The 21728-nt window shown below is 68.6% G+C and carries 4 protein-coding genes; 3 read left to right on the forward strand and 1 reads right to left on the reverse strand.

Going from position 1 to position 21728, the window contains the following annotated elements:
• The 3 genes from RTW82_RS12380 to RTW82_RS12390 form a co-directional block, all read left to right on the forward strand.
• Positions 1 to 5277 (forward strand): non-ribosomal peptide synthetase (locus RTW82_RS12380; RefSeq protein ID WP_316925248.1); only part of this gene is annotated, 5277 nt, incomplete at its 5' end.
• A complete protein-coding gene (locus RTW82_RS12385; protein ID WP_316925249.1) occupies positions 5277 to 17600 on the forward strand; it encodes a non-ribosomal peptide synthase/polyketide synthase in 12324 nt (4107 codons plus the stop codon). The genes RTW82_RS12380 and RTW82_RS12385, both read left to right, overlap by 1 nt.
• Positions 17601 to 17687: 87 nt before the next feature.
• Positions 17688 to 18644 carry an alpha/beta hydrolase gene (locus tag RTW82_RS12390; RefSeq protein ID WP_316925250.1) on the forward strand — a complete coding sequence of 319 codons (957 nt, stop codon included), beginning with the start codon at positions 17688 to 17690 and terminating at the stop codon, positions 18642 to 18644.
• 662 nt (positions 18645 to 19306) lie between these two features.
• Here RTW82_RS12390 and RTW82_RS12395 read toward each other — a convergent pair.
• Entirely contained in the window at positions 19307 to 21712 is a 2406-nt protein-coding gene (locus RTW82_RS12395; RefSeq protein WP_316925499.1) for a TonB-dependent siderophore receptor, read from the reverse strand.
• Between the last annotated feature and the right edge of the window lie 16 nt (positions 21713 to 21728).

The raw sequence follows: 21728 nt of genomic DNA on the forward strand, positions 1-21728 counted from the left end.
GGCGAGCCCGGTGCGCGCCTGTACCGCACCGGCGATCTGGCGCAGTACCGCAGCGATGGCGTCATCCAGTACGTGGGGCGCATCGATCACCAGGTGAAGATCCGTGGTTTCCGCATCGAACTGGGCGAGATCGAGGCACGTCTGGCGGCGCTGGATGCCGTGCGCGAGGCCGTGGTGCTGGCCCATGAAGGGCCGACCGGCACGCAGTTGGTGGGCTACGTGCTGCCAGCGAGTCCGCTGGAGGATGCCGGGGTATTGCGTGACGCCCTGAAAACCGAGCTGAAGGCCGAGCTGCCGGACTACATGGTGCCGACGCACCTGCTGTTCGTGGAGCACTGGCCGCTGACCGCCAACGGCAAGCTGGACCGCAAGGCGCTGCCGCAACCGGATGCGAGCCAGGCGCAGCAGCACTACGTGGCGCCGCAGAGCGAACTGGAGCAGCGCCTGGCGCTGATCTGGCAGGACGTGCTCAAGCTGGAGCGGGTGGGGCTCAACGACAACTTCTTCGAGCTGGGCGGCGACTCGATCATCTCCATCCAGGTGGTGAGCCGCGCCCGTCAGGACGGCATCCGCATCACGCCCAAGGACCTGTTCCAGCACCAGACCGTCCAGGCACTGGCCGGCGTTGCGCAGGTGAGCGACGAAGCGTTCGTCGTGGACCAGGGGCCGGTCCTGGGCAGCACGCCCTTGCTGCCGATCCAGCAAGCCTTCTTCGCCGAGCCCATCCCCGAACGCCATCACTACAACCAGTCGGTGTTGCTGGCCCCGGCCAGCCCGTTGCAGCCCGGGGGGCTGGAGCAGGCCCTGCGCAGCCTGGTCAGGCATCACGATGCCCTGCGCCTGAGCTTCGTCGAGGGCGTGGAAGGCTGGGAAGCGACCCACCGTGACCTCGACCGCCAGGAGCAGGATTGGGCACACGCCAGCCTGCTCTGGGAGGCCCGTGTCGCGGATGCCGCCGCCCTGGACGCGCTGCTCGAGCGGGCCCAGCGCAGCCTGGACCTGCAGGACGGCCCGCTGCTGCGCGCGGTGCTGGCCACCCTGGCGGACGGCAGCCAGCGCTTGCAGCTGGTGGTCCACCATCTGGCGATCGATGGCGTCTCCTGGCGCATCCTCTTCGACGACCTGCAGATCGCCTACCGCCAAGTGCAGGGCGGCGAGCCGGTGCGGCTGCCGTCCAAGACCAGCTCGGTCAAGGCGTTCGCCGAGCAGATGCAGCGCCATGCCCGCAGCGAAACCCTGCAACGGCAGCTGGGGTTCTGGCAGGAGCACCTGCAGGACGCTTGTGCCGAACTGCCCTGCGAACACCCGGATGCACCCCGTGAGGCGCGCCTGGCGCGCACCCTGTTCACCCAGCTGGGCCGGGAGGCGACCCGTCGCCTGTTGCAGGAGGCCCCCAAGGCCTACCGCACCCAGGTCAACGACCTGCTGCTCACCGCGCTGGCACGGGTGATCTGCCGCTGGACCGGGCAGCCGAACACCCTCATCCAGCTGGAAGGCCATGGCCGTGAGGAGCTGTTCCCCAACATCGACCTGACCCGCACCCTCGGCTGGTTCACCAGCCTGTTCCCGGTGAAGCTCACGCCGGCGGGCGCCCTGGCGGCGTCGATCAAGGCGATCAAGGAGCAGCTGCGGGCCGTTCCCGACAAGGGCACGGGCTTCGGCGCGCTGCGCTACCTGGGGGACGAGAGCGCCCGTGCCGCGCTGCGGGCACTGCCCGAGCCGCGCCTGACCTTCAACTACCTCGGCCAGTTCGACGGCAGCTTCGACGACAGCCAGGCGGCACTGTTCCGCCCGGCCCGCGAGGGTTCCGGCGCCGACCACAGCCCGCTGGCGCCCCTGGGCAACTGGCTGAGCCTCAACGGCCAGGTGTACGACGGCGAGCTGAGCCTGGGCTGGACCTTCAGCCGCGAGCAGTTCGACGAGCAGACGATCCAGCGACTGGCCGATGACTATGCCGCCGAGCTGGAGCAGCTGATCGAACACTGCGCCCAGCCGATCAACCAGGGCGTGACGCCCTCGGACTTCCCCCTGGCCGGGCTTGGCCAGGGGCAGCTGGATGCGCTGCCGGTTTCCGCCCGCGAGGTCGACGACCTCTACCCGCTGACGCCGATGCAGCAGGGCATGCTGTTCCACAGCCTGTATGAGCCGGGCACCGGCCACTACATCAACCAGATGCGCCTGGACATGCAGGGGCTCGACCCCGAGCGTTTCCAGCGGGCCTGGCAGGAAGCCGTGGAAGCTCATGACATCCTGCGCAGCCGGTTCATCTGGGAGGGTGGCCTGGAGCGACCGCTGCAGGTCGTCCAGCGCCAGGTCGAGGTTCCCTTCGCACGGCACGACTGGCGTGGCCGCGATGACCTGGCCACCGCGCTCGATGCCCTGGCGACCGCCGAGCTGGAGCAGGGCTTCGACCTGGCCCGTGCGCCCTTGCTGCGCCTGGCCCTGGTGCAGGTCGGCGAAGGTGCCTGGCACCTGGTCTACACCCACCACCACATCCTCATGGATGGCTGGAGCAATTCGCAGCTGCTCGGCGAGGTGCTGCAGCGCTATGCGGGGCAGCAGGTGGTGCGCCAGGGCGGGCGCTACCGCGACTACATCGCCTGGCTGGCGGGGCGCGACCCCGTTGCCAGCGAAACCTTCTGGCGTGGCCAACTGGCAGCCCTCGACGCGCCGACCCGCCTGGCCGGGCCGGACCAGCCGCGCGCCTCCCGGGCCGACGAGCCCAGCCACGACAGCTTCCATCGCTCGCTTTCGCAGGAGGAATGCCAGCGCCTGGGCGAGTTCGCCCGGCAGCAGAAGGTCACGCTCAATACCCTGGTGCAGGCCGCCTGGCTGTTGCTGCTGCAACGCCACACGGGGCAGGACGGCGTGGCGTTCGGCGCCACGGTGGCCGGTCGCCCGGCCGAACTGCGGGGCATCCAGGAGCAGATCGGCCTGTTCATCAACACCTTGCCGGTGATCGCCAGCCCGCGTCCCGAGCAATCCCTCGTCGACCTGCTGCAGGCGTTGCAGGCGCAGAACCTGGCGCTGCGCGAGCACGAGCACACGCCGCTGTACGACATCCAGCGCTGGGCGGGGCAGGGCGGGGACAGCCTGTTCGACACCTTGCTGGTGTTCGAGAACTACCCGGTCTCCCAGGCGCTGCAGGACAGCGCACCGGACGGGCTCGGCTTCGGCACCCTCGGCAACCGGGAACAAACTAATTTCCCGCTGACCCTGGCCGTTCATCTGAGTGACATCCTCAACCTGCACTTCACCTATGCCAACGCTTGCTATTCCCGCGAATCGATCCAAGGCCTCGGTGACCAGATGGTGCACCTGCTGATGCAGATGCCCGGTTCGAACGCCCAGCGTCGTCTCGGCGAGTTCGGCCTGCTGGACGCGCCGATGCACACCCGCGTGGTGGAGCAGTGGAACGCCACCGAGACCGCGCTGCGGGATGCGCGCCAGGTGCACCAGTGGGTGGCCTTCCAGGCACAGCGCCAGCCCCAGGCCGTGGCCGTGCTGGCAGAGGGGCAGAGCCTCACCTACGGGCAGCTCAACGCCCAAGCCAACCGCCTGGCGCACCTGCTGATCGAGCGCGGCGTGGGCCCCGATGTGCTGGTGGGGCTCGCCTTGCAGCGAGGGCCGCTGATGGTGGTCGGGCTGCTGGCGATCCTCAAGGCCGGTGGCGCCTATGTGCCGCTGGACCCGGCCTACCCGCAGGACCGCCTGGCCTACATGGTCGAGGACAGCGGCATCGCCCTGCTGCTCAGCGAGCGGGCCCTGGAGGCGCGGTTCGCCGACAGCGGCATGAGCTGCCTGGCGCTGGATGGCTTGGACGAAGCGCTGGCCAGCCGCGACGAGCGCGACCCGGCGGTTTCGCCGGACGGGCAGAACCTGGCCTATGTGATCTACACCTCCGGCTCCACCGGGCGCCCCAAGGGCGTGGGCATCCGCCACAGCGCGCTGAGCAACCACATGGCGTGGATGCAGGACCGCCTGGCGCTGCAGGCCGAGGACCGCGTGCTGCAGAAGACCGCGATCAGCTTCGACGCCTCGGTCTGGGAATTCTGGCTGCCGTTGATGAGCGGTGCGCAGCTGGTCCTGGCGAGCCCGGACCTGAACCTCGACCTGACCCGGCTCTGGGCCGAGGTAGCGCGCTGGCGGATCAGCGTCCTGCAGCTCGCCCCCTCGCTGCTGCAGGCCCTGCTGCCCCTGGCCCGGCGCGAGCAGCTGGCCACCCTGCGCCTGTTGCTCTGCGGCGGTGAGGCCCTGGGCCAGCACCTGGCGGACCAGGCGATGGCACTGTTCGACGGTGAGCTGCACAACCTCTACGGGCCGACGGAAGCCACCATCGACAGCACCAGCCACCTCGTGGCAGCCGCCGAGGGTGACGAGCGCCGCACGGTCGCCATCGGCCGCCCGCTGGGCAACGTGCGCACCTATGTTCTCGACTGCGCGCTGCAGCCCTGCGCCATCGGCGCCGTCGGCGAGCTGTACATCGCTGGCGATTCGCTGGCCCGTGGTTATCACCAGCGACCGGCACTGACCGCCGAGCGCTTCATACCCGACCCCTTCGCCCGCAGCGGTCGCGAGGGCGGGCGGCTGTACCGCACCGGGGATCTGGTGCGCTACGCCGCGGATGGCGTCATCGAGTACATCGGGCGCATCGACCACCAGGTCAAGGTCCGTGGCCTGCGCATCGAACTCGGCGAGATCGAGGCCCGCCTGCGGGCCCAGCCGGAGGTGCGTGAAGCCGTGGTCCTGGCCCCGGATGGCCAGGCCCTGGTGGCCTATGTGGTCGCCGAGGCGGGTGCGCTGGAGCCGGCCGAAGCGGTGCTCGGCGAACGCCTGAAGGCGCGCCTGGCCGATCACCTGCCGGACTTCATGGTGCCCGGCCAGGTGGTGTTCCTGGACCGCCTGCCGCTGACCACCAACGGCAAGCTGGATCGCAAGGCACTGCCGGCGCCGGATGCCCGCCCGCTGCAGGTGGCCTACGTGGCGCCCGGCAGCGAGCTGGAGCTGAAGGTCGCCGCCATCTGGCAGGACGTGCTGAAGCTCGATCAGGTCGGGCTCGGCGACGATTTCTTCGAACGGGGCGGGCACTCGTTGCTGGCGGTGAACGTGGTTTCGCGCCTGCAACTGGAGCTGGGCATGAGCCTCACCCCGCAATTGATATTCCAGCACCCGGTACTGGGGGACTTCGTCGCCCAGCTGCAACAGACCGGGGCGCCAACGAGTACGTCGACATTGAGCAGGCTCGAGGCCCTGCTCGATGAAATGGAGGAGGTTTGATGGACAACACGGTTGCTTTACGCATCGCCAGGCGCTTCATCACGTTGCCACTGGAGAAGCGCAGGCAGTACCTGCAGAAGATGCGTGAAGAAAACGTGTCGCCGGCGAACCTGCCGATCCCGCCGGTGAGCGATGCGTTCGACAGCCTGCCGCTGTCCTTCGCCCAGGAGCGCCAATGGTTCCTCTGGCAGCTCGACCCGGACAGCGCCGCCTACCACATGCCCACGGCCCTGCGCCTGCATGGCGCGCTGGATGTGGCGGCGCTGGAGCGCAGCTTCAACGCCCTGGTCGCGCGGCACGACAGCCTGCGCACCACCTTCGTCCAGGACGGTGAGGCGACCTCCCAGCGGGTCGGCTCGCCGGCACCGCTGACGCTGGTGGCCGAGCCCCTGGCGCAGGTGCCGGATGCCGAGCAGCTGCGCCAATTGATCGAGGAGCAGACCGAGCAGCTCTTCGACCTGCAGAACGGGCCGCTGCTGCGCGTCCGCCTGTTGCGCCTGGCCGATGACGATCACCTGCTGATCGTGGTGCTGCACCACATCGTCTCCGATGGCTGGTCGATGCAGGTCATGGTGGAGGAGCTGGTCACCCTCTATGCCGGCTTCAGCCGTGGCCAGGCGCCCGAGTTGCCGCCGCTGCCGATCCAGTACGTCGACTACGCCATCTGGCAGCGGCACTGGATGGAAGCGGGCGAGCGCGAACGGCAGCTGGAGTACTGGACGGGCCTGCTCGGCGGGCGGCAGCCGGTGCTGGAACTGCCCACCGATTTCCCGCGCCCGGCGGTGATGAGCTACCGCGGCGCGCGCCTGGAGGTCGCGCTGGACGACGGCCTGTCATCCGGGTTGAAGCAGATGGCCCAGCGTGAGGGCGTCAGCCTGTTCATGCTGCTCCTGGCGTCCTTCCAGGCCCTGCTGCACCGCTACAGCGGGCAGGACGACATCCGCGTCGGCGTGCCCACCGCGAACCGCAACCGGGTGGAGACCGAGCGCCTGATCGGCTTCTTCGTCAACACCCAGGTCCTGCGCAGCGAGGTCGACGGCCAGGCGCCGTTCCGCGAGCTGCTGCAGGACGTCAAGCAGGCGGCGCTGGGGGCCCAGGCCCACCAGGACCTGCCTTTCGAACAATTGGTGGAGGCGCTGCAGCCGGAACGCAACCTCAGCCATACGCCGCTGTTCCAGGTGCTGTTCAACCACCAGACGGAGGGCCCTGCACGCGGGGCGCCGGTGGGTGGGCTGCGGGTCGAGGGGCTGCAGGGCGAGACCCGCACGGCGTCGTTCGACCTGACCCTGGAGACGCTCGAGCATCCCGACGGCATCAGCGCCTCCATGACCTACGCCACCGACCTGTTCTGCGCCGCCACGGTGGAGCGCATGGCCGGCCATTGGCTGAACCTGCTGCGCGGCATCCTGGCCAGGCCGGAGCAGGTCGTCGGCGAGCTGCCGCTGCTGGATGCGAGCCAGCAGCAGGCGATGCTGGTGGAGCTGAACGACACGGCGGTCGCGCTGCCGGAGGCGCGTTTCGTCCATGAGCTGTTCCAGGCCCAGGTGACGCGTGATCCCGACGCCATCGCCCTGGTGATCGGCGGGGAACGACTGGGCTATGCCGATCTCAACCGTCGCGCCAATCGCCTGGCCGGCCGGCTGGTCGAGCTGGGCGTGGGGCCGGACGTGCTGGTGGGGCTCTCGGTGGAGCGCAGCGCGGACATGCTGGTGGGGCTGCTCGCCATCATCAAGGCCGGCGGCGCCTACCTGCCGCTGGACCCGGCGTTCCCCGAGGATCGCCTGGCCTACATGATCGAGGACAGCGGTATCGAGCTGCTGCTGACCCAGCGCGCGCTGGCCGAGCGCCTGCCGGTACCGACGATGGTGCGGGCACTGCTGCTGGACGAGTTGGGCGACTCGCTGGATGCCTTCCCCGACGCGGACCTGCCCACCCGGATCGAAGCGGAAAACCTCGCCTACACCCTCTACACATCGGGCTCCACCGGGCGCCCCAAGGGCGTGATGGTGCACCATGGCGCGCTGACCAACTTCGTCGCCAGCATGGCCCGTGTTCCGGGCGTCGTGGCCGGGGACCGGGTGCTGTCGCTGACCACCTTCTCCTTCGACATCTTCGGCCTGGAGATCTACGTGCCCCTGATGGTCGGCGCGCGCATCGTGCTGAGCGGACCCGAGGTCGCCCAGGACCCCTACGCGGTACTGGACCTGGTGGAACGCGAGCAGGTGAATGTGCTGCAGGCGACGCCTTCGTCCTGGCGCATGCTGCTGGACAACGAGCGGGCGGAGGTCCTGCGTGGCTGCACCTTCCTCTGTGGCGGCGAGGCGCTGCCGCGCGAGCTGGCGGCCCGCATGCTGGCCCTGGGCGGCGAGGTATGGAACCTCTACGGGCCGACCGAGACCACCATCTGGTCGGCCATCCACGGGATTGGCCAGGAGGCCCCCGAGCCCTGGCTGGGGCGCCCCATCGACAACACCGCGCTCTATGTGGTCGGCGCCGACCTGTCCCCCGTGCCCCATGGCGTGGCCGGTGAACTGCTGATCGCCGGCGACGGCCTCGCGCGGGGTTACTTCCAGCGCCCGGGGCTGACCGCCGAACGCTTCATTCCCAATCCCTTCAAGGCTGGGGAGCGCCTGTACCGCACCGGCGACCTGGCCCGTATCCGTGCCGACGGCATCATCGAGTACCTGGGCCGCATCGACCACCAGGTGAAGATCCGTGGCTTGCGCATCGAGCTGGGCGAGATCGAGGCGCGCCTGCAGGAACAGGACGAGGTGCGCGAGGTCGCCGTGGTGGCGCAGGACGCCCCGGGCGGGCAGGTGCTGGTGGCCTACGTCGTGCCCCGCGACCTGCCGGCTGCCGAAGATGCCGACGCCCAGGCCCGGCTGCGTGACAGCCTCAACGACCGCCTGCGCCTGAAGCTGCCGGACTACATGGTGCCCGCGTACACGGTGCTGCTGGAGCGCTTCCCCCTCACGCCCAACGGCAAGCTGGACCGCAAGCAACTGCCCAGGCCCGATGCGCGGCAATGGCAGAAGGCCTATGTGGCGCCGCGCACCGAACTGGAGCGGACCATCGCCGAGGTCTGGGCGCAGGTGCTGCGCGTCGACCGGGTCGGCGTGCACGACAGCTTCTTCGAACTGGGCGGGCATTCGCTGCTCGCCACCCAGGTCATGGCGCGCCTGCGCCAGGCCCTGCAGGCCCAGGTACCGCTGCGCCTGCTCTTCGCCCACCCGGAGCTCGATGCCCTGGCGCGTGCCCTGGAAGAGGACATGCAGCCGGTCGAGCAACCGATCCCGCGGGTTTCCCGGGAGCAGCCGCTGGAGCTGTCCCATGCCCAGCAACGGCAATGGATTCTCTGGCAGCTGGAGCCCACCAGCAGCGCCTATCACATCCCGGCGGCCCTGCGCCTTCGCGGCGCCCTGGACCTGCCCGCGCTGGAGCGCAGCTTCGCCGCCCTGGTCGCGCGCCATGAAAGCCTGCGTACATCGTTCGTGCTGGACGGCGAGCGGCCCCTGCAGGTGATCCACCCGGCGGCGCCGGTGGTGATCGAGGTCGAGGCGCTGGCCGCCGACGCCAGCGACGAGGCGATTCGGACAGCGGTGGAGGCCGAGACCCGGCGCCTGTTCGATCTGCAGGCCGGCCCGCTGCTGAGGGTGAAGCTGTTGCGGCTGGCGGAAGACGACCATGTCCTGGTACTCACCCAGCACCACATCGTTTCCGATGCCTGGTCGATGCGCGTGATGATCGACGAGACGCTGAAACTCTATGTCGGCCACAGCCAGGGCCAGCCCGTAGTGCTGCCGGAGCTGCCGATCCAGTACGCCGACTACGGCCACTGGCAGCGGCGCTGGCTGGAGGAGGGCGAACAGGCCCGCCAGCTGGCCTACTGGAGCGCGCAGCTGGGAGGCGAGCAGCCCGTCCTGGAGTTGCCGACGGACCGCCCGCGCCCGGCACAACAGAGCTATCGCGGGGCGCGCATCGCCATCGCCCTGGAGCCGACCCTGGCGGTTGCGCTCAAGCAGCTGGCGCAGCGCGAGAACTGCAGCCTGTTCACGGTGCTGCTGGCCTCCTTCCAGGTGCTGCTGCACCGCTTCAGCGGGCAGGGCGACATCCGAGTCGGCGTGCCGATCGCCAACCGCAACCGCCTGGAGACCGAAGGCCTGATCGGCTTCTTCGTCAACACCCAGGTGCTCAAGGCCCAGGTCGACGGCCACGCACCCTTCGCGACGCTGCTGCGCCAGGTGCGCCACACCGCCCAGCAGGCCCAGGCGCACCAGGACCTGCCCTTCGAACAATTGGTGGAGGCGCTGCAACCGGCGCGCAACCTGAGCCACAGCCCGCTGTTCCAGGTGATGTTCAACCACGGCGGCGAGGTGCAGCGCGAGGTCACCTCCCTGGCCAGCCTGGCGCTGGAAGAGCTCAGCTGGGATGCCGGCACCGCGCAGTTCGACCTGACGCTGGACACCTTCGAGTACGAGGCGGGCCTTTCCGCCGCGCTGTCCTATGCGACCGACCTGTTCGACCGCGCCACCGTGGAGCGCATGGGGCAGCACTGGCTGAACCTGCTGCGCGGCATCGTCGCCAGCCCCAGCCAGGCCGTCGGCGAGCTGCCGCTGCTGGACGCCGGGCAGCGTCATCACATGCTCTACGAGTGGAACCGCACCGGCGCCCATTATCCGAACCACCAGCCGGTCCACCACCTGATCGAGGCGCAGGCGGCGGCGAACCCCGCGGCCTGTGCGCTGGTGTTCGCCGGCCAGGCCCTCAGCTACGGCGAGCTCAACGCGCGGGCCAACCGCTGGGCGCACCGCCTGATCGAACAGGGCGTGACCGCCGACTCCCTGGTGGGGATCTCGGTGCACCGCAGCCTGGAAATGGTCGTGGGCCTGCTGGCCATCCTCAAGGCCGGCGGTGCCTATGTGCCGCTGGACCCGGAATACCCTCGCGAACGCCTGGCCTACATGATCGAGGACAGCGGCATCGAGCTGCTGCTGACCCAGGCCGGGCTGCAGGAACAGCTGCCGATACCCGGTGGCGTGAAGACCTTGCTGCTGGACGATGGCGAGGCGCGGTTGCAGGGCTACCCGGCCGGCAACCCCGAGGTGCCGCTCGCCGCCTCGAACCTGGCCTATGTGATCTACACCTCCGGCTCCACGGGCAAGCCCAAGGGCGCGGGCAACAGCCATGGCGCGCTGACCAACCGTCTGTGCTGGATGCAGGACGCCTACGGGCTCGGCGAAGGCGACAGCGTGCTGCAGAAGACGCCGTTCAGCTTCGACGTTTCGGTCTGGGAGTTCTTCTGGCCGCTGATGTACGGCGTGCGCCTGGTGGTCGCCGAGCCGGGTGCTCACCGCGACCCCGCGCAGCTGATCCGGCTGATCGAGGACGAGGCCATCACCACCCTGCATTTCGTGCCCTCGATGCTGCAGGCCTTCCTGCTGGACGAGAGCGCCGGGCGCTGCCGCAGCCTGACCCGCATCGTCTGCAGCGGCGAAGCCCTGCCGGTGGATGCCCAGCAGCAGGTGTTCGCCCGGTTGCCCGGTGCCGCCCTGTACAACCTGTATGGCCCGACGGAAGCGGCCATCGACGTGACGCACTGGACCTGCCGCGACGAAGGGCGCGAGGCGGTGCCGATCGGCGAGCCCATCGCCAACCTGATGACCTACATCCTCGACCCCGAGCTGAACCCGGTGCCGGTCGGCGTCAGCGGCGAGCTCTACCTCAGTGGCCAGGGCCTTGCCCGTGGCTACCATCGCCGCCCCGCGCTGACCGCGGAGCGCTTCGTGGCCAGCCCCTTCGTGGAGGGCGAACGGCTGTACCGCACCGGTGACCTGGCCCGTTACCGCGCCGATGGCGTCATCGACTACCTGGGCCGTATCGACCACCAGGTGAAGATCCGCGGCCTGCGCATCGAGCTGGGCGAGATCGAAGCGCGCCTGCTGGACCATGACGGCGTGCGCGAGGCCGTGGTCGTCGCCCTGGACGGGCGCAGCGGCAAGTACCTCAGCGCCTACCTGGTCCTGCAGGGAGAAACGCCGGACTGGCCGCTCCTGCGTGAGCAACTGGTCGCGCACCTCCAGCGCACCCTGCCCGAGCACATGGTGCCGCCGCACATCACCGCGCTGGAGCGCATGCCGCTGAGCCCCAACGGCAAGCTGGATCGCAAGGCGCTGCCGGTTCCGAGCCTGGACGAGGCGCAGAGCGCCTATGTGGCACCCGGCAGCGAGGTCGAGCGGACCCTGGCGGAAATCTGGCAGGCGGTGCTCGGTGTGCCCGAGGTGGGCATCACCGACAACTTCTTCGCCCTGGGCGGCGATTCGATCAACTCGATCCAGGTGGTCAGCCGCGCCCGCCAGCGGGGCATCGTCCTGGCGCCTCGCGACCTGTTCCTGCACCAGAACATCCAGGCCCTGGCCCAGGTCGCCCAGCAGGGCGAGGCGAACCTGGTGGACCAGGGGCCGGTCACCGGAGAGAGCCTGCTGCTGCCCATGCAGCAGGGCTTCCTCGCCAGCGAAATCGCCCAGCCGCAGCACTGGAACCAGTCGATCCTGCTGACGCCGCGCGAGCCGCTGGATGTCGCCCGGCTGGGTGCGGCCCTCGAAGCGGTCGTCGCCCATCACGATGCATTGCGCCTGCGCTTCCACAAGACCGCCAGCGGCAGCTGGAAGGCCCGCCACGCGGCCGTGGCTGCACAACCGCTCGAGGTCTGGCAAGGCAGCGCTCGCGATGCCGATGAGCTCGTCGCCCTGGCCAACCGCGCGCAACGCAGCCTGGACCTGCAACAGGGGCCGTTGCTGCGCTGCAGCCTGATCGACATGGCCGATGGCAGCTCGCGCCTGCACCTGGCCATCCACCACCTGGTGGTGGATGGCGTGTCCTGGCGCATCCTCCTGGAAGACCTGCAGAGCGCCTACGAGCAGCTGTCGCGCGGCGAGGCGGTGAAGCTGCCGGCCAAGTCGACGGCATTCAGGACCTGGGCCGAGCGTCTGCACGACCATGCGGGAAGCGATGCGCTGGAGCGGGAGCTGGCCTACTGGACCAGCCGCCTCGACCAGCCCCTGCCGGAATTGCCCAGGGCGAACCCCGAAGGCAGCCAGGCCTCCGCGCATGGGCATTCGGTGAGCCTGTCGCTGAGCGTCGAGCAGACCCAGCGCCTGCTCAAGCAGGCCCCGTCGGCCTATCGCACCCAGGTCAATGACCTGCTGCTCAGCGCGCTGGCCACGGCCGTCTGCCAATGGACCGGCCAGCCGGCCTGCCTGGTGGAGCTGGAAGGCCACGGCCGCGAGGAGATTTTCGACGGCATCGACCTGAGCCGCACCGTCGGCTGGTTCACCAGCCTGTACCCGGTGCTGCTGACCCCTTCTGAGAACCCGGGGGAATCGATCAAGCGCATCAAGGAGCAGCTGCGGGCCGTGCCGGACAAGGGCCTCGGCTATGGCGTGCTGCGCCACCTGGGCGCGCCGGATATCCAGCAGCGCCTGGCCGGGCTGCCCCAGGCCCGCATCACCTTCAACTACCTGGGCCAGTTCGACCAGAGCTTCGACGAGCAGGCGCTGTTCGTGCCGGGCGAGGAGGGCAGCGGTGACGGCCACGACGACGATGTGCCCCTGGGCAACTGGCTGACCATCAACGGCAAGGTCTTCGATGGCCGCTTGAGCCTGGACTGGACCTTCAGCCGCGAGGTGTTCGACATCGCCGTGATGGAGCGCCTGGCGGGCGCCTATGGCGCTGCGCTGGAGCGGCTGATCGACCATTGCTGCGACGAGGGCATCCAGGGCCTGACGCCGTCCGACTTCCCGCTCGCCGGCCTGAACCAGAAGCAGCTGGATGCGCTGCCGGTAGCGGTGCCGCAGATCCAGGATGTATACCCGCTGTCGCCGATGCAGGAAGGCATGCTGTTCCACAGCCTGGCCGACGACGCCACCGGGCTGTACGTCAACCAGATCAGCCTGCCCGTCGAAGGCCTGGACGCCGAGCGCTTCGCCTGGGCCTGGGAGCAGGTGATCGCCCGCGAGGACATCCTGCGGACCAGCTTCCACTGGCAGAGCGGCTCGAGCGAGCCGGTGCAGATCGTCCACCGCCATGTGGCGCTGGACCTGCGGCAGGAAGACTGGCGGCAGCGCGAGCAGGGCGAAGAGGCCCTCGCCGAGCGCGCGGCGGCCGACTACCGGGAAGGCTTCGACCTGGCGCAGGCACCCTTGCAGCGCGTGTTGCTGCTGCGCCTGGACGAGCAGCGCCACCAGCTGATCTGGACCTGCCACCACATCCTCATGGACGGCTGGAGCAGTTCGCGGCTGTTCGGCGAGGTCATGCAGTTCTATGCCAAGGGCCAGGTCGCGACCCGCAACGGGCCTTACCGTGACTTCATCGCCTGGCTGAAGCGGCAGGACGGAAACAGCCTGGAGTCGTTCTGGCGGGCACGCCTGGGCGAGCTGGAGCAGGCCACCTTCCTCGGCCAGTCGGTCTTCCCCCGGCATGTGCAGGACCTGCCCGGCCACGACGCCCTGTACACCCGCTGGGACGAGGTGCAGACCCGCCGCCTGCAGCAGGCCTGCCGCGACCTGCACATCACCCCCAACACCCTGATCCAGGGCGCCTGGCTGCTGCTGTTGCAGCGCTTCACCGGCCAATCCACCGTGGTGTTCGGCGCCACCGTGGCGGGGCGCCCGGCCAGCCTGGCCAACGCCGACAGCATCCTGGGCCTGTTCATCAACACCCTGCCGGTGATCCAGACCCTGCGGGCGGAGCAGCCCCTGGTGCAATGGCTGCAGCAGCTCCAGGCGTACAACCTGGAGATCCGCGAGCACGCCCACGCCCCCCTGGCGGATATCCAGCGCTGGTCCGGGATGGGCGGCCAGGGGCTGTTCGACAGCATCCTGGTGTTCGAGAACTACCCGATCGACGAACGCCTGGGCGAGGAGAACGACACCGGCCTGAGCTTCGGTGCGTCCCGCAACCACGATGTGACCAACTTCCCCATGGACCTGGCGGTGCACCTGGGGGACCGGCTGTCCATCGAGTACCTGTTCCTGCGCAACGCGTTCAGCGTCGAGGCGGTGGAGCGTATCCGCGTCACCCTGGAGCACATGCTGGAGGTGCTGATCGCCTCGCCGGACGTGGCCTTGGGCAACCTCGCGCTGCTGCCGCCCGTGCAGCAACAGGCCTTCGCCCAGTGGAGCGCGGCGCCTGTGGCCGATGAGCAGCCGACGGCACTGCTGCCCGAGCTGATCGCCCGCCACGCCGCCGAGCGCCCGGATGCCGTGGCGCTGGTTTGCGGTGAGCGGCAACTGTCCTATAGCGAACTGGCGAACCTTTCGGACCGGCTGGCCCACCGCCTGCTGGCGCTTGGCGCAGGCCCGGAGAACGTGGTCGGCGTGGCCCTGGAGCGCTCCGTGGAGACGGTCGTGGCCTTCCTGGCGGTGATGAAGAGCGGGGCGGCCTATGTCCCCCTCGACATCGACTACCCGGCGGAACGGCTGGCCTTCATGATCGAAGACTCCGCCATGGCGCTGCTGGTGAGCCACAGCGGCGTGCAGGAGCGGTTGCCCCGGCTGGATGGCCCGCAGGTGTTGCTGCTGGATGGCTTCGACGAATGGGCCGGCAGCACCGAGCCGCTGCACAGCGGCCTGCTGGCGCAGAACCTGGCCTACCTGATCTACACCTCCGGCTCCACCGGCCGGCCCAAGGGCGTCGCGGTGACCCATGGCCCGCTGAGCATGCATTGCCAGGCGATCGCCAGGCTGTACGAGATGGATGCCGCGACCCGCGAGCTGCACTTCATGTCGTTCGCCTTCGACGGGGCCCATGAGCGCTGGCTGAGCACCTTATTCAGCGGTGGCACCCTGGTCATCCGCGACGGTGCGCTATGGACGCCCGAACAGACCTTCGAGGCGCTGCACCGGCACGCCATCAGCATCGCCTGCTTCCCGCCGGCCTACCTCAAGCAGCTGGCCGAATACGCGGAGCAGAGCGGGCTGACCCCGCCACCGGTGCGCGTGTACTGCTTCGGCGGCGACGCGGTGCCGGACCAGACCTTCGAGCAGGTGAAGGCCGCCCTGCGTCCCCGCTACTTCACCAACGGCTACGGGCCGACCGAGACCGTGGTCACCCCGATGCTGTGGAAGGTGCCGGCCAGCACCCGCTGCGAAGCCGCCTATGCGCCCATCGGGCGCGCAGTGGGGCAGCGCGCGCTCTATGTGCTGGACGAGAACCTCAACCCGTTGCCGCCGGGCATCGCCGGCGAGCTCTACATCGGTGGCGAAGGCGTCGCCCGTGGCTATCACCGTCGTGCCGGGCTCAGCGCCGAGCGCTTCGTGCCCGATCCCTTCGGCAAGCCGGGCGATCGCATGTACCGCAGTGGCGACCTCGTGCGCCGCCGCGTCGATGGCGTGCTCGACTACGTCGGCCGCATCGATCACCAGATCAAGGTACGGGGCTTCCGTATCGAACTCGGTGAGATCGAGGCCTGCCTGCGCCAGTCGGGCGATGTCGGCGACGCCGTCGTGGTCGCCCGGGACAGCGCTTCGGGCAAGCAACTGATCGGCTACGTGGTGACGCCGGGCGGCGAGCCCATCGGCGACCGCCTGAAAGCCGAGCTGCGGGCCAGCCTGCCGGACTACATGGTGCCGGCGCAGATCATCTGCCTGCCGCACCTGCCGGTGACGCCCAACGGCAAGCTCGATCGCCAGGCGCTGCCGGAGCCCGAGTTCAAGGGCACCCGGTACGTGGCCGGGCGGACCCGCGACGAGCAGTTGATGGCGCAGGTCTGGGCCGAGGTGCTGCAGGTGGAGCAGGTGGGCATCACCGACAACTTCTTCGAGCTGGGGGGCGACTCCATCCTCAGCCTGCAGGTGGTGTCGAGGGTGCGTAACCACCCGGAGCTGAACATGGAGCTGAAGCTGCGGGACCTGATGCGCCACCAGACCATCGAGGAGATCTTCGGGCAGCGACCGGTTGCGGATCAGCCCCAGGCGGACACCACCCAGGTGGCTGCCGAAGGCCAGTTCAACCTGATTCCGATCCAGCAGTGGCTGTTCGACGAGCGCATGGAAGAGCCTCACCACTTCAACCAGGCGTTGATGTTGCGCGCACGCCAGGCATTGAACCTGGCGGCCCTGGAGCTGGCGCTGCGCAGCATCGTCCAGCAGCACGACGCCCTGCGCCTGCGCTTCACCGAGGTTGGCGGGCGCAACCTGCAGCACTACCAGCCGTTGGCGGAGATGCAGGCGCTCTGGGCGTCGGAGCCCTTGCTCTGGCAACGGGAGGTCGTGGATGAGGCGGAGCTGGAACTGTTCGCCGAGGAGGTCCAGCGCAGCCTGGACCTGCACGACGGCCCGGTCTGGCGCACCGCCCATGTGGCCATGGCCAACGGCGAGACCCGGGTGCTGATGGTGATCCATCACCTGGTCATCGACACCGTCTCCTGGCGGGTGCTGCTGCAGGACCTGCAGATGGCCTACGAGGCCTATGACAGGGGCGAGACGCCAAGCTTCCCGTTCCGCACCAGCAGCTACCGTGCCTGGGCGGAAGGCCTGGGCGCCTATGCCGAGAGCTTCCCGGCCGAGGAGCGGGACTACTGGCTCGCGCAGGCGCGCCAGCCGGGCAGCGAGCTGCCCTGCGACAACCCGCGGGGCAAGAACCAGGTGCGGCACCAGGCGGTGGCTCACCTGACCCTGTCCGAGGTGCACACCCAGCAGCTGCTCAAGCAGGTGCCGGCGGTCTATCGGACGCAGATCAACGACGTATTGCTGGCGGCCTTGGGCCGCGTGCTGTGCCGTTGGAGCGGGCAAGCCTCGGCGCTGATCCAGCTGGAAGGGCACGGGCGTGAGGACCTGGTGGCCGACATCGACCTGAGCCGCACCGTCGGCTGGTTCACCAGCATGTTCCCGGTACGCCTCACCCCGGGGCTGGACGACGACATCGGCGCCTCGGTCAGGGCCGTGCAACGCCAGCTGGCGGCGGTGCCGAACAAGGGGCTCGGCTATGGCGTCCTGCGCCACCTGAGTGGCCCGGAGGTCGCCGCGCAGTTGAGTGCCGCCCCCCAGGCGCGGGTCACCTTCAACTACCTGGGGCAGTTCGACCAGAGCTTCGACGACAAGGCCATGCTGGTGCCGGCGGCCGAGAGCTATGGCAGCTGCTACAGCCCCATGGCCGCACTGGGCAACTGGCTGGAAATCGTCGGGCAGGTGTACGACGGGCAGCTGGCCTTGCGCTGTGTCTTCAGCAACCGCCGCTACCGCGTCGAGACCGTCGAACAGCTGATGCAGGCCTACCAGGCCGAACTGGAGGCGCTGATCGAGCACTGCGTCGCGCAGGCGGCCTAAGTATTCGTTGCGGTCCTTCGTACTGCTGGGGGGCGCCACCTGCGTGGCCCCTCCGGTGGATGTACCCCTTGATCAAGGAACCATGCGATGCCATTGCATCCAGAGCTGAACGCCTTCCTCGACCTGGCGGAAGAAAGCCAGGCCAGTGGCCCCGGGCCTTTCCATGTGTCGTCCCCGCAACAGGCCAGGGAGGCCTTCGAACGCACCACCGGGCAGTTGCGCTGGGCCGCGCCGCAGGGCGTGCGTTCGACGGATTTCGAGTTCCACAGCCGGGATGGCGCCTCGCTGCCCCTGCGCCTGTACCGGCCGTCCACTGCCAGCGGAACGCTGCCCGTCCTGGTGTATTTCCACGGCGGCGGCTACGTGGTCGGCAGCCTCGACTCCCATGACGGCGTGTGCCGCGAGTTCTGCGAGCGGACGCCGTGCGCGGTGCTTTCGGTCGGCTATCGCGTGGCGCCCGAGCACAGGTTCCCGACCCCGCTGAACGACGGTGCCGATGCGCTGGCCTGGCTGGCCGCCCATGCCGGGGAGCAATCCCTGGATCTCACCCGCGTGGTCTTCGGCGGCGACAGCGTCGGCGCCACCCTGGCCACGGTGTTGGCCCTGGAGGCGGCGCGCTCGGCGGCGGCGGTCATCAGGCCCTGCCTGCAGCTCCTGTGCTACCCGGTTACCGATGCCTCGGCCAGCAGCTCGTCGATGCAGCTGTTCGGTGAGGGCTACCTGCTGGAAAGCGAAACCCTGGAGTGGTTCTACCGGCATTACGCGCGGGAGGCGGCCGACCGGCTCGATTGGCGCTTCTCGCCGTTGCTGGCGACTGACCATGCCGGCGTGGCGCCGGCGGTGATCGCCCTGGCGGGGTTCGACCCGCTGCTGGACGAGGGGCGGGCTTATGCGCGACGCCTGCAGGAGCAGGGGGTTGCGGTGCAGGTGCTGGAGTTCGAGGGGCTGATCCACGACTTCCTGCGCCTGCGCAGCGTGGTGCCGGATATCGACGACGTCTACGCGCAGCTGGTGTCCGCCTTGCGCCAGGCGCTGGCGCGTTGAGCCGGCGATAGCACCCGGCGGCCCAGGCCGCGCGATACCGGAAACCGGGCCAAGGCCCGGTTTTTTCATGGGCGGAGGAGGGGATGTCCGCCCCCGGAATGCTGGCCTCGACCCTGCACGGCAGCCATAAAAAGGCTCTGTCTGCGTTATGTGTTGCTAGAGGATTTGAGTCCAGCTGATTGCCGAGCTCTGGTGATGTTTCTGGTTTCGCCCCCCCGGGCGAGTCCCTTTTTTCAATCGTCGGGATGCCGAACCACAAAAAAGGAACCAAAAACGCTTGCCCCATCATCCGGCCCCGGCTTCGCCGGGGTTCCCTCACTCCATCGTCGCTATCGGGGGCCGGCGCGATGGGCCATCCATGGCCTGGCGCGCCTCTCGCGGCATCCATGCCGCTCGTCCCCCGGCGCAACGACTGCGTTCGGCCTCCTGGAGGGGCGTTGGCGGCTGCTCCAACTTTCTTCGTCCAGCGCATCGCCACGTGGTGCGCACGGGCTTTCGTAGGATGGTGTAGAGCGGAGCGAAACCCATGCGGTGGGGGGCACGAACCCTTGGGTGCCCGAAAATAGCCGTGCTTGAGCGCTTGCATTAAAACCACAACAGTTAACGCAGACAGGGCCATAAAAAAACCGGGCCTGAGCCCGGTTCCTTCATGCCACTGGCGTTCACCAGTCGTAGGACACCTCGACCGAAGCGACACGCTCCTGGCCGTAGTAGCAGCCGAACGAGTAGTTGCAGTCCGACACGTATTCGCGGTCGAAGAGGTTCTGCACGTTCAGGCTGGCCTGGAGGCCCCGCATGTCGCTGGAGAGCTTGCCCAGGTCATAGCTGAGGGTGGTGTCGTAGACGACGTAGGACGGGGTGTGAAAGCTGTTGGCGGCGTCGCCCGGCTTGCGGCCGGTGTAGCGCGCGCCCACGCCCCAGGTGAGGCCGGCGAGGGGCGCCTGGACGAAGTGGTAATCGACCCAGGCGGTTGCGGACACGGGGGCCTGCGCCTCGCTGCGGTTGTCTTCGTTGCCGTAGGTTTCCTTGGTGTAGAAGGAGTCGATGTAGGTCGCGGCCGCGAGCACGTCGATGTTCTCGATGCTGGACTTGGCCTCCAGCTCGATGCCCCGGGAACGCACCTCACCCTGCTGCGACTGGTACTGGGGGTATTCGACGTCCCCGGTCAGCACGTTCTTCTGCTCGATCTGGAAAACCGCGGCGGTGATCAGGGTCTTCTCATAGGGCTGGTACTTCACGCCCACTTCGTACTGTTTGCCTTCGGTCGGCTCGAATGCCTTGCCACCGCGCTCGGGCGCGGCGGTGCCGACGGTCGGCAGGAAGGACTCGGAGTAGCTGACGTAGGGCGCCAGGCCGAAGTCGGTGACGTAGGTCAGGCCCACGCGGCCGGTGAACTTGTGGTCACGCTGTTCGGTGATGGTGTCGGCCAGCAGGTCCTTGTTTTCCACCTCGGCCCAGTCTTTGCGGCCGCCTATGGTGAGGATCCAGCTGTCGAGCTTGATCTGGTCCTGGGCGTAGAGGCCGATCTGGCGGATGGTGTTGTCCCACTTGGTGTCCAGCACCGGTGTCAGGCTGCTGGTGTCGTAGTTGTTCTTGCCGTACAGGTCCACCGGCAGCACGTTGTAGGCGTTGTAGCCGTCGTACTTGCGGTTGAAGTGGCGGTAGTCGATCCCCGCCAGGGTGGTGTGCTCCAGGGCGCCGGTGTTGAACCTGAATTCCAGGTTGTTATCCAGCGTGTAGGCGATGTTGTGCTGTTGCCAGTCCAGCTTCACGCGGTTGGCGCGGGTGTAGTCGGTGTTGCCGTTGGTGTCGGTCGCGAAGCTGCGCAGGTAGAAGCCCTTGTAGCGGTCGCGCACGTCGATGTAGCGGGCGGTGGAGCGGAACTTCAGGTCATCGCTGAGGTTCTGGGTGAAGTCGTAGCCCAGGATGTACTGGTCACGCTTGTAGTCGTTGTACTTGGAGTCGCCGGCGAAGAAGTCGCGGTCGATCTTCTGCCCGGTGGGGCCACGGACCAGGCTGCCGACCATCGGCAGGGCCTGGTAGTCGAACAGGCCGTCGTCACGCTGGATCTGCGCCAGCAGGGTCAGGGAGGTGTCTTCCGACGGGGCCCAGGTCAGGCTGGGGGCGAGCAGCAGCCGTTCGTTGTTGGTGTGCGCGACCTGCTCGTTGCCTTTCTTGGCCAGGCCCACCAGGCGATAGGAGAACTGCTTCTCCTCGTCGATGGGGCCGCTGGTGTCGAAGGCGCCGTTCACCCGGTGGTAGCTGCCCAGGCCGAACTTCACCTGGCTGCGCTGCTCGGTGGTCGGGCGCTTGGACACCATGTTCACCACGCCACCCGGCTGGTTCTGCCCGTAGAGGACCGAGGACGGCCCCTTGAGCACTTCGACGCGCTCCAGGGTGTAGGGGTCGATCTGCGGTGCGCCACCCAGGCTGCCCGCGTAGGGCAGGTAGGCGCCGTCCAGGTACAGCGGGGTCGGGGCGAAGCCGCGGCTGGTGATCTCGTCGGCGATGGCGTTGCGATCGGTGAAGCCGTTGACGCCGAGGCCGGGCGTGTAGCGCAGGGCCTGGGTCAGGTTGCGGGCGCCCTGGGTCTCGATCTGGTCGGCGGTGATGACGTTGACGGCCTGGGGGATCTCCAGGATCGGGGTGTCGGTCTTGGTGCCGGTGGCGCTGCGGGTGGCCACATAGCCGTCGACGGGGCCATAGGCCGATTCGGTCGACTGGCCGGAGATGTTGATGGTGCTCAGCTCGAGGGAGTCGGAGGCGGAGCGCTTCTGCAGGATGGCGGTGTTGTTCTGCAGGCTGAAGGACAGGTTGGTGCCCGCCAGCATCCGCGCCAGGGCCTTGTCGGTGGAGAACCGGCCGACGACCGCCTGGCTGCGCAGGCCCTGGACGTCATCGGCGCTGTACAGCACCTGGAGGTCGGCCTGCTTGCCCAGGGTCAGCAGCGCGCTGGGCAGCGACTGGGCGGGAATGTTGAATTCGATCTCTTGGGCTTGTACCTGGGCGGCAACCGCCATGGAGAAGGCGAAGCCCAGCGCGGTGGCGTTGAAACCCGGCTGAAGCATACGGCGCATGAGCAAT

This window comes from Pseudomonas sp. zfem005 (genome assembly GCF_032621735.1).
GTDB lineage: Bacteria > Pseudomonadota > Gammaproteobacteria > Pseudomonadales > Pseudomonadaceae > Metapseudomonas > Metapseudomonas solani.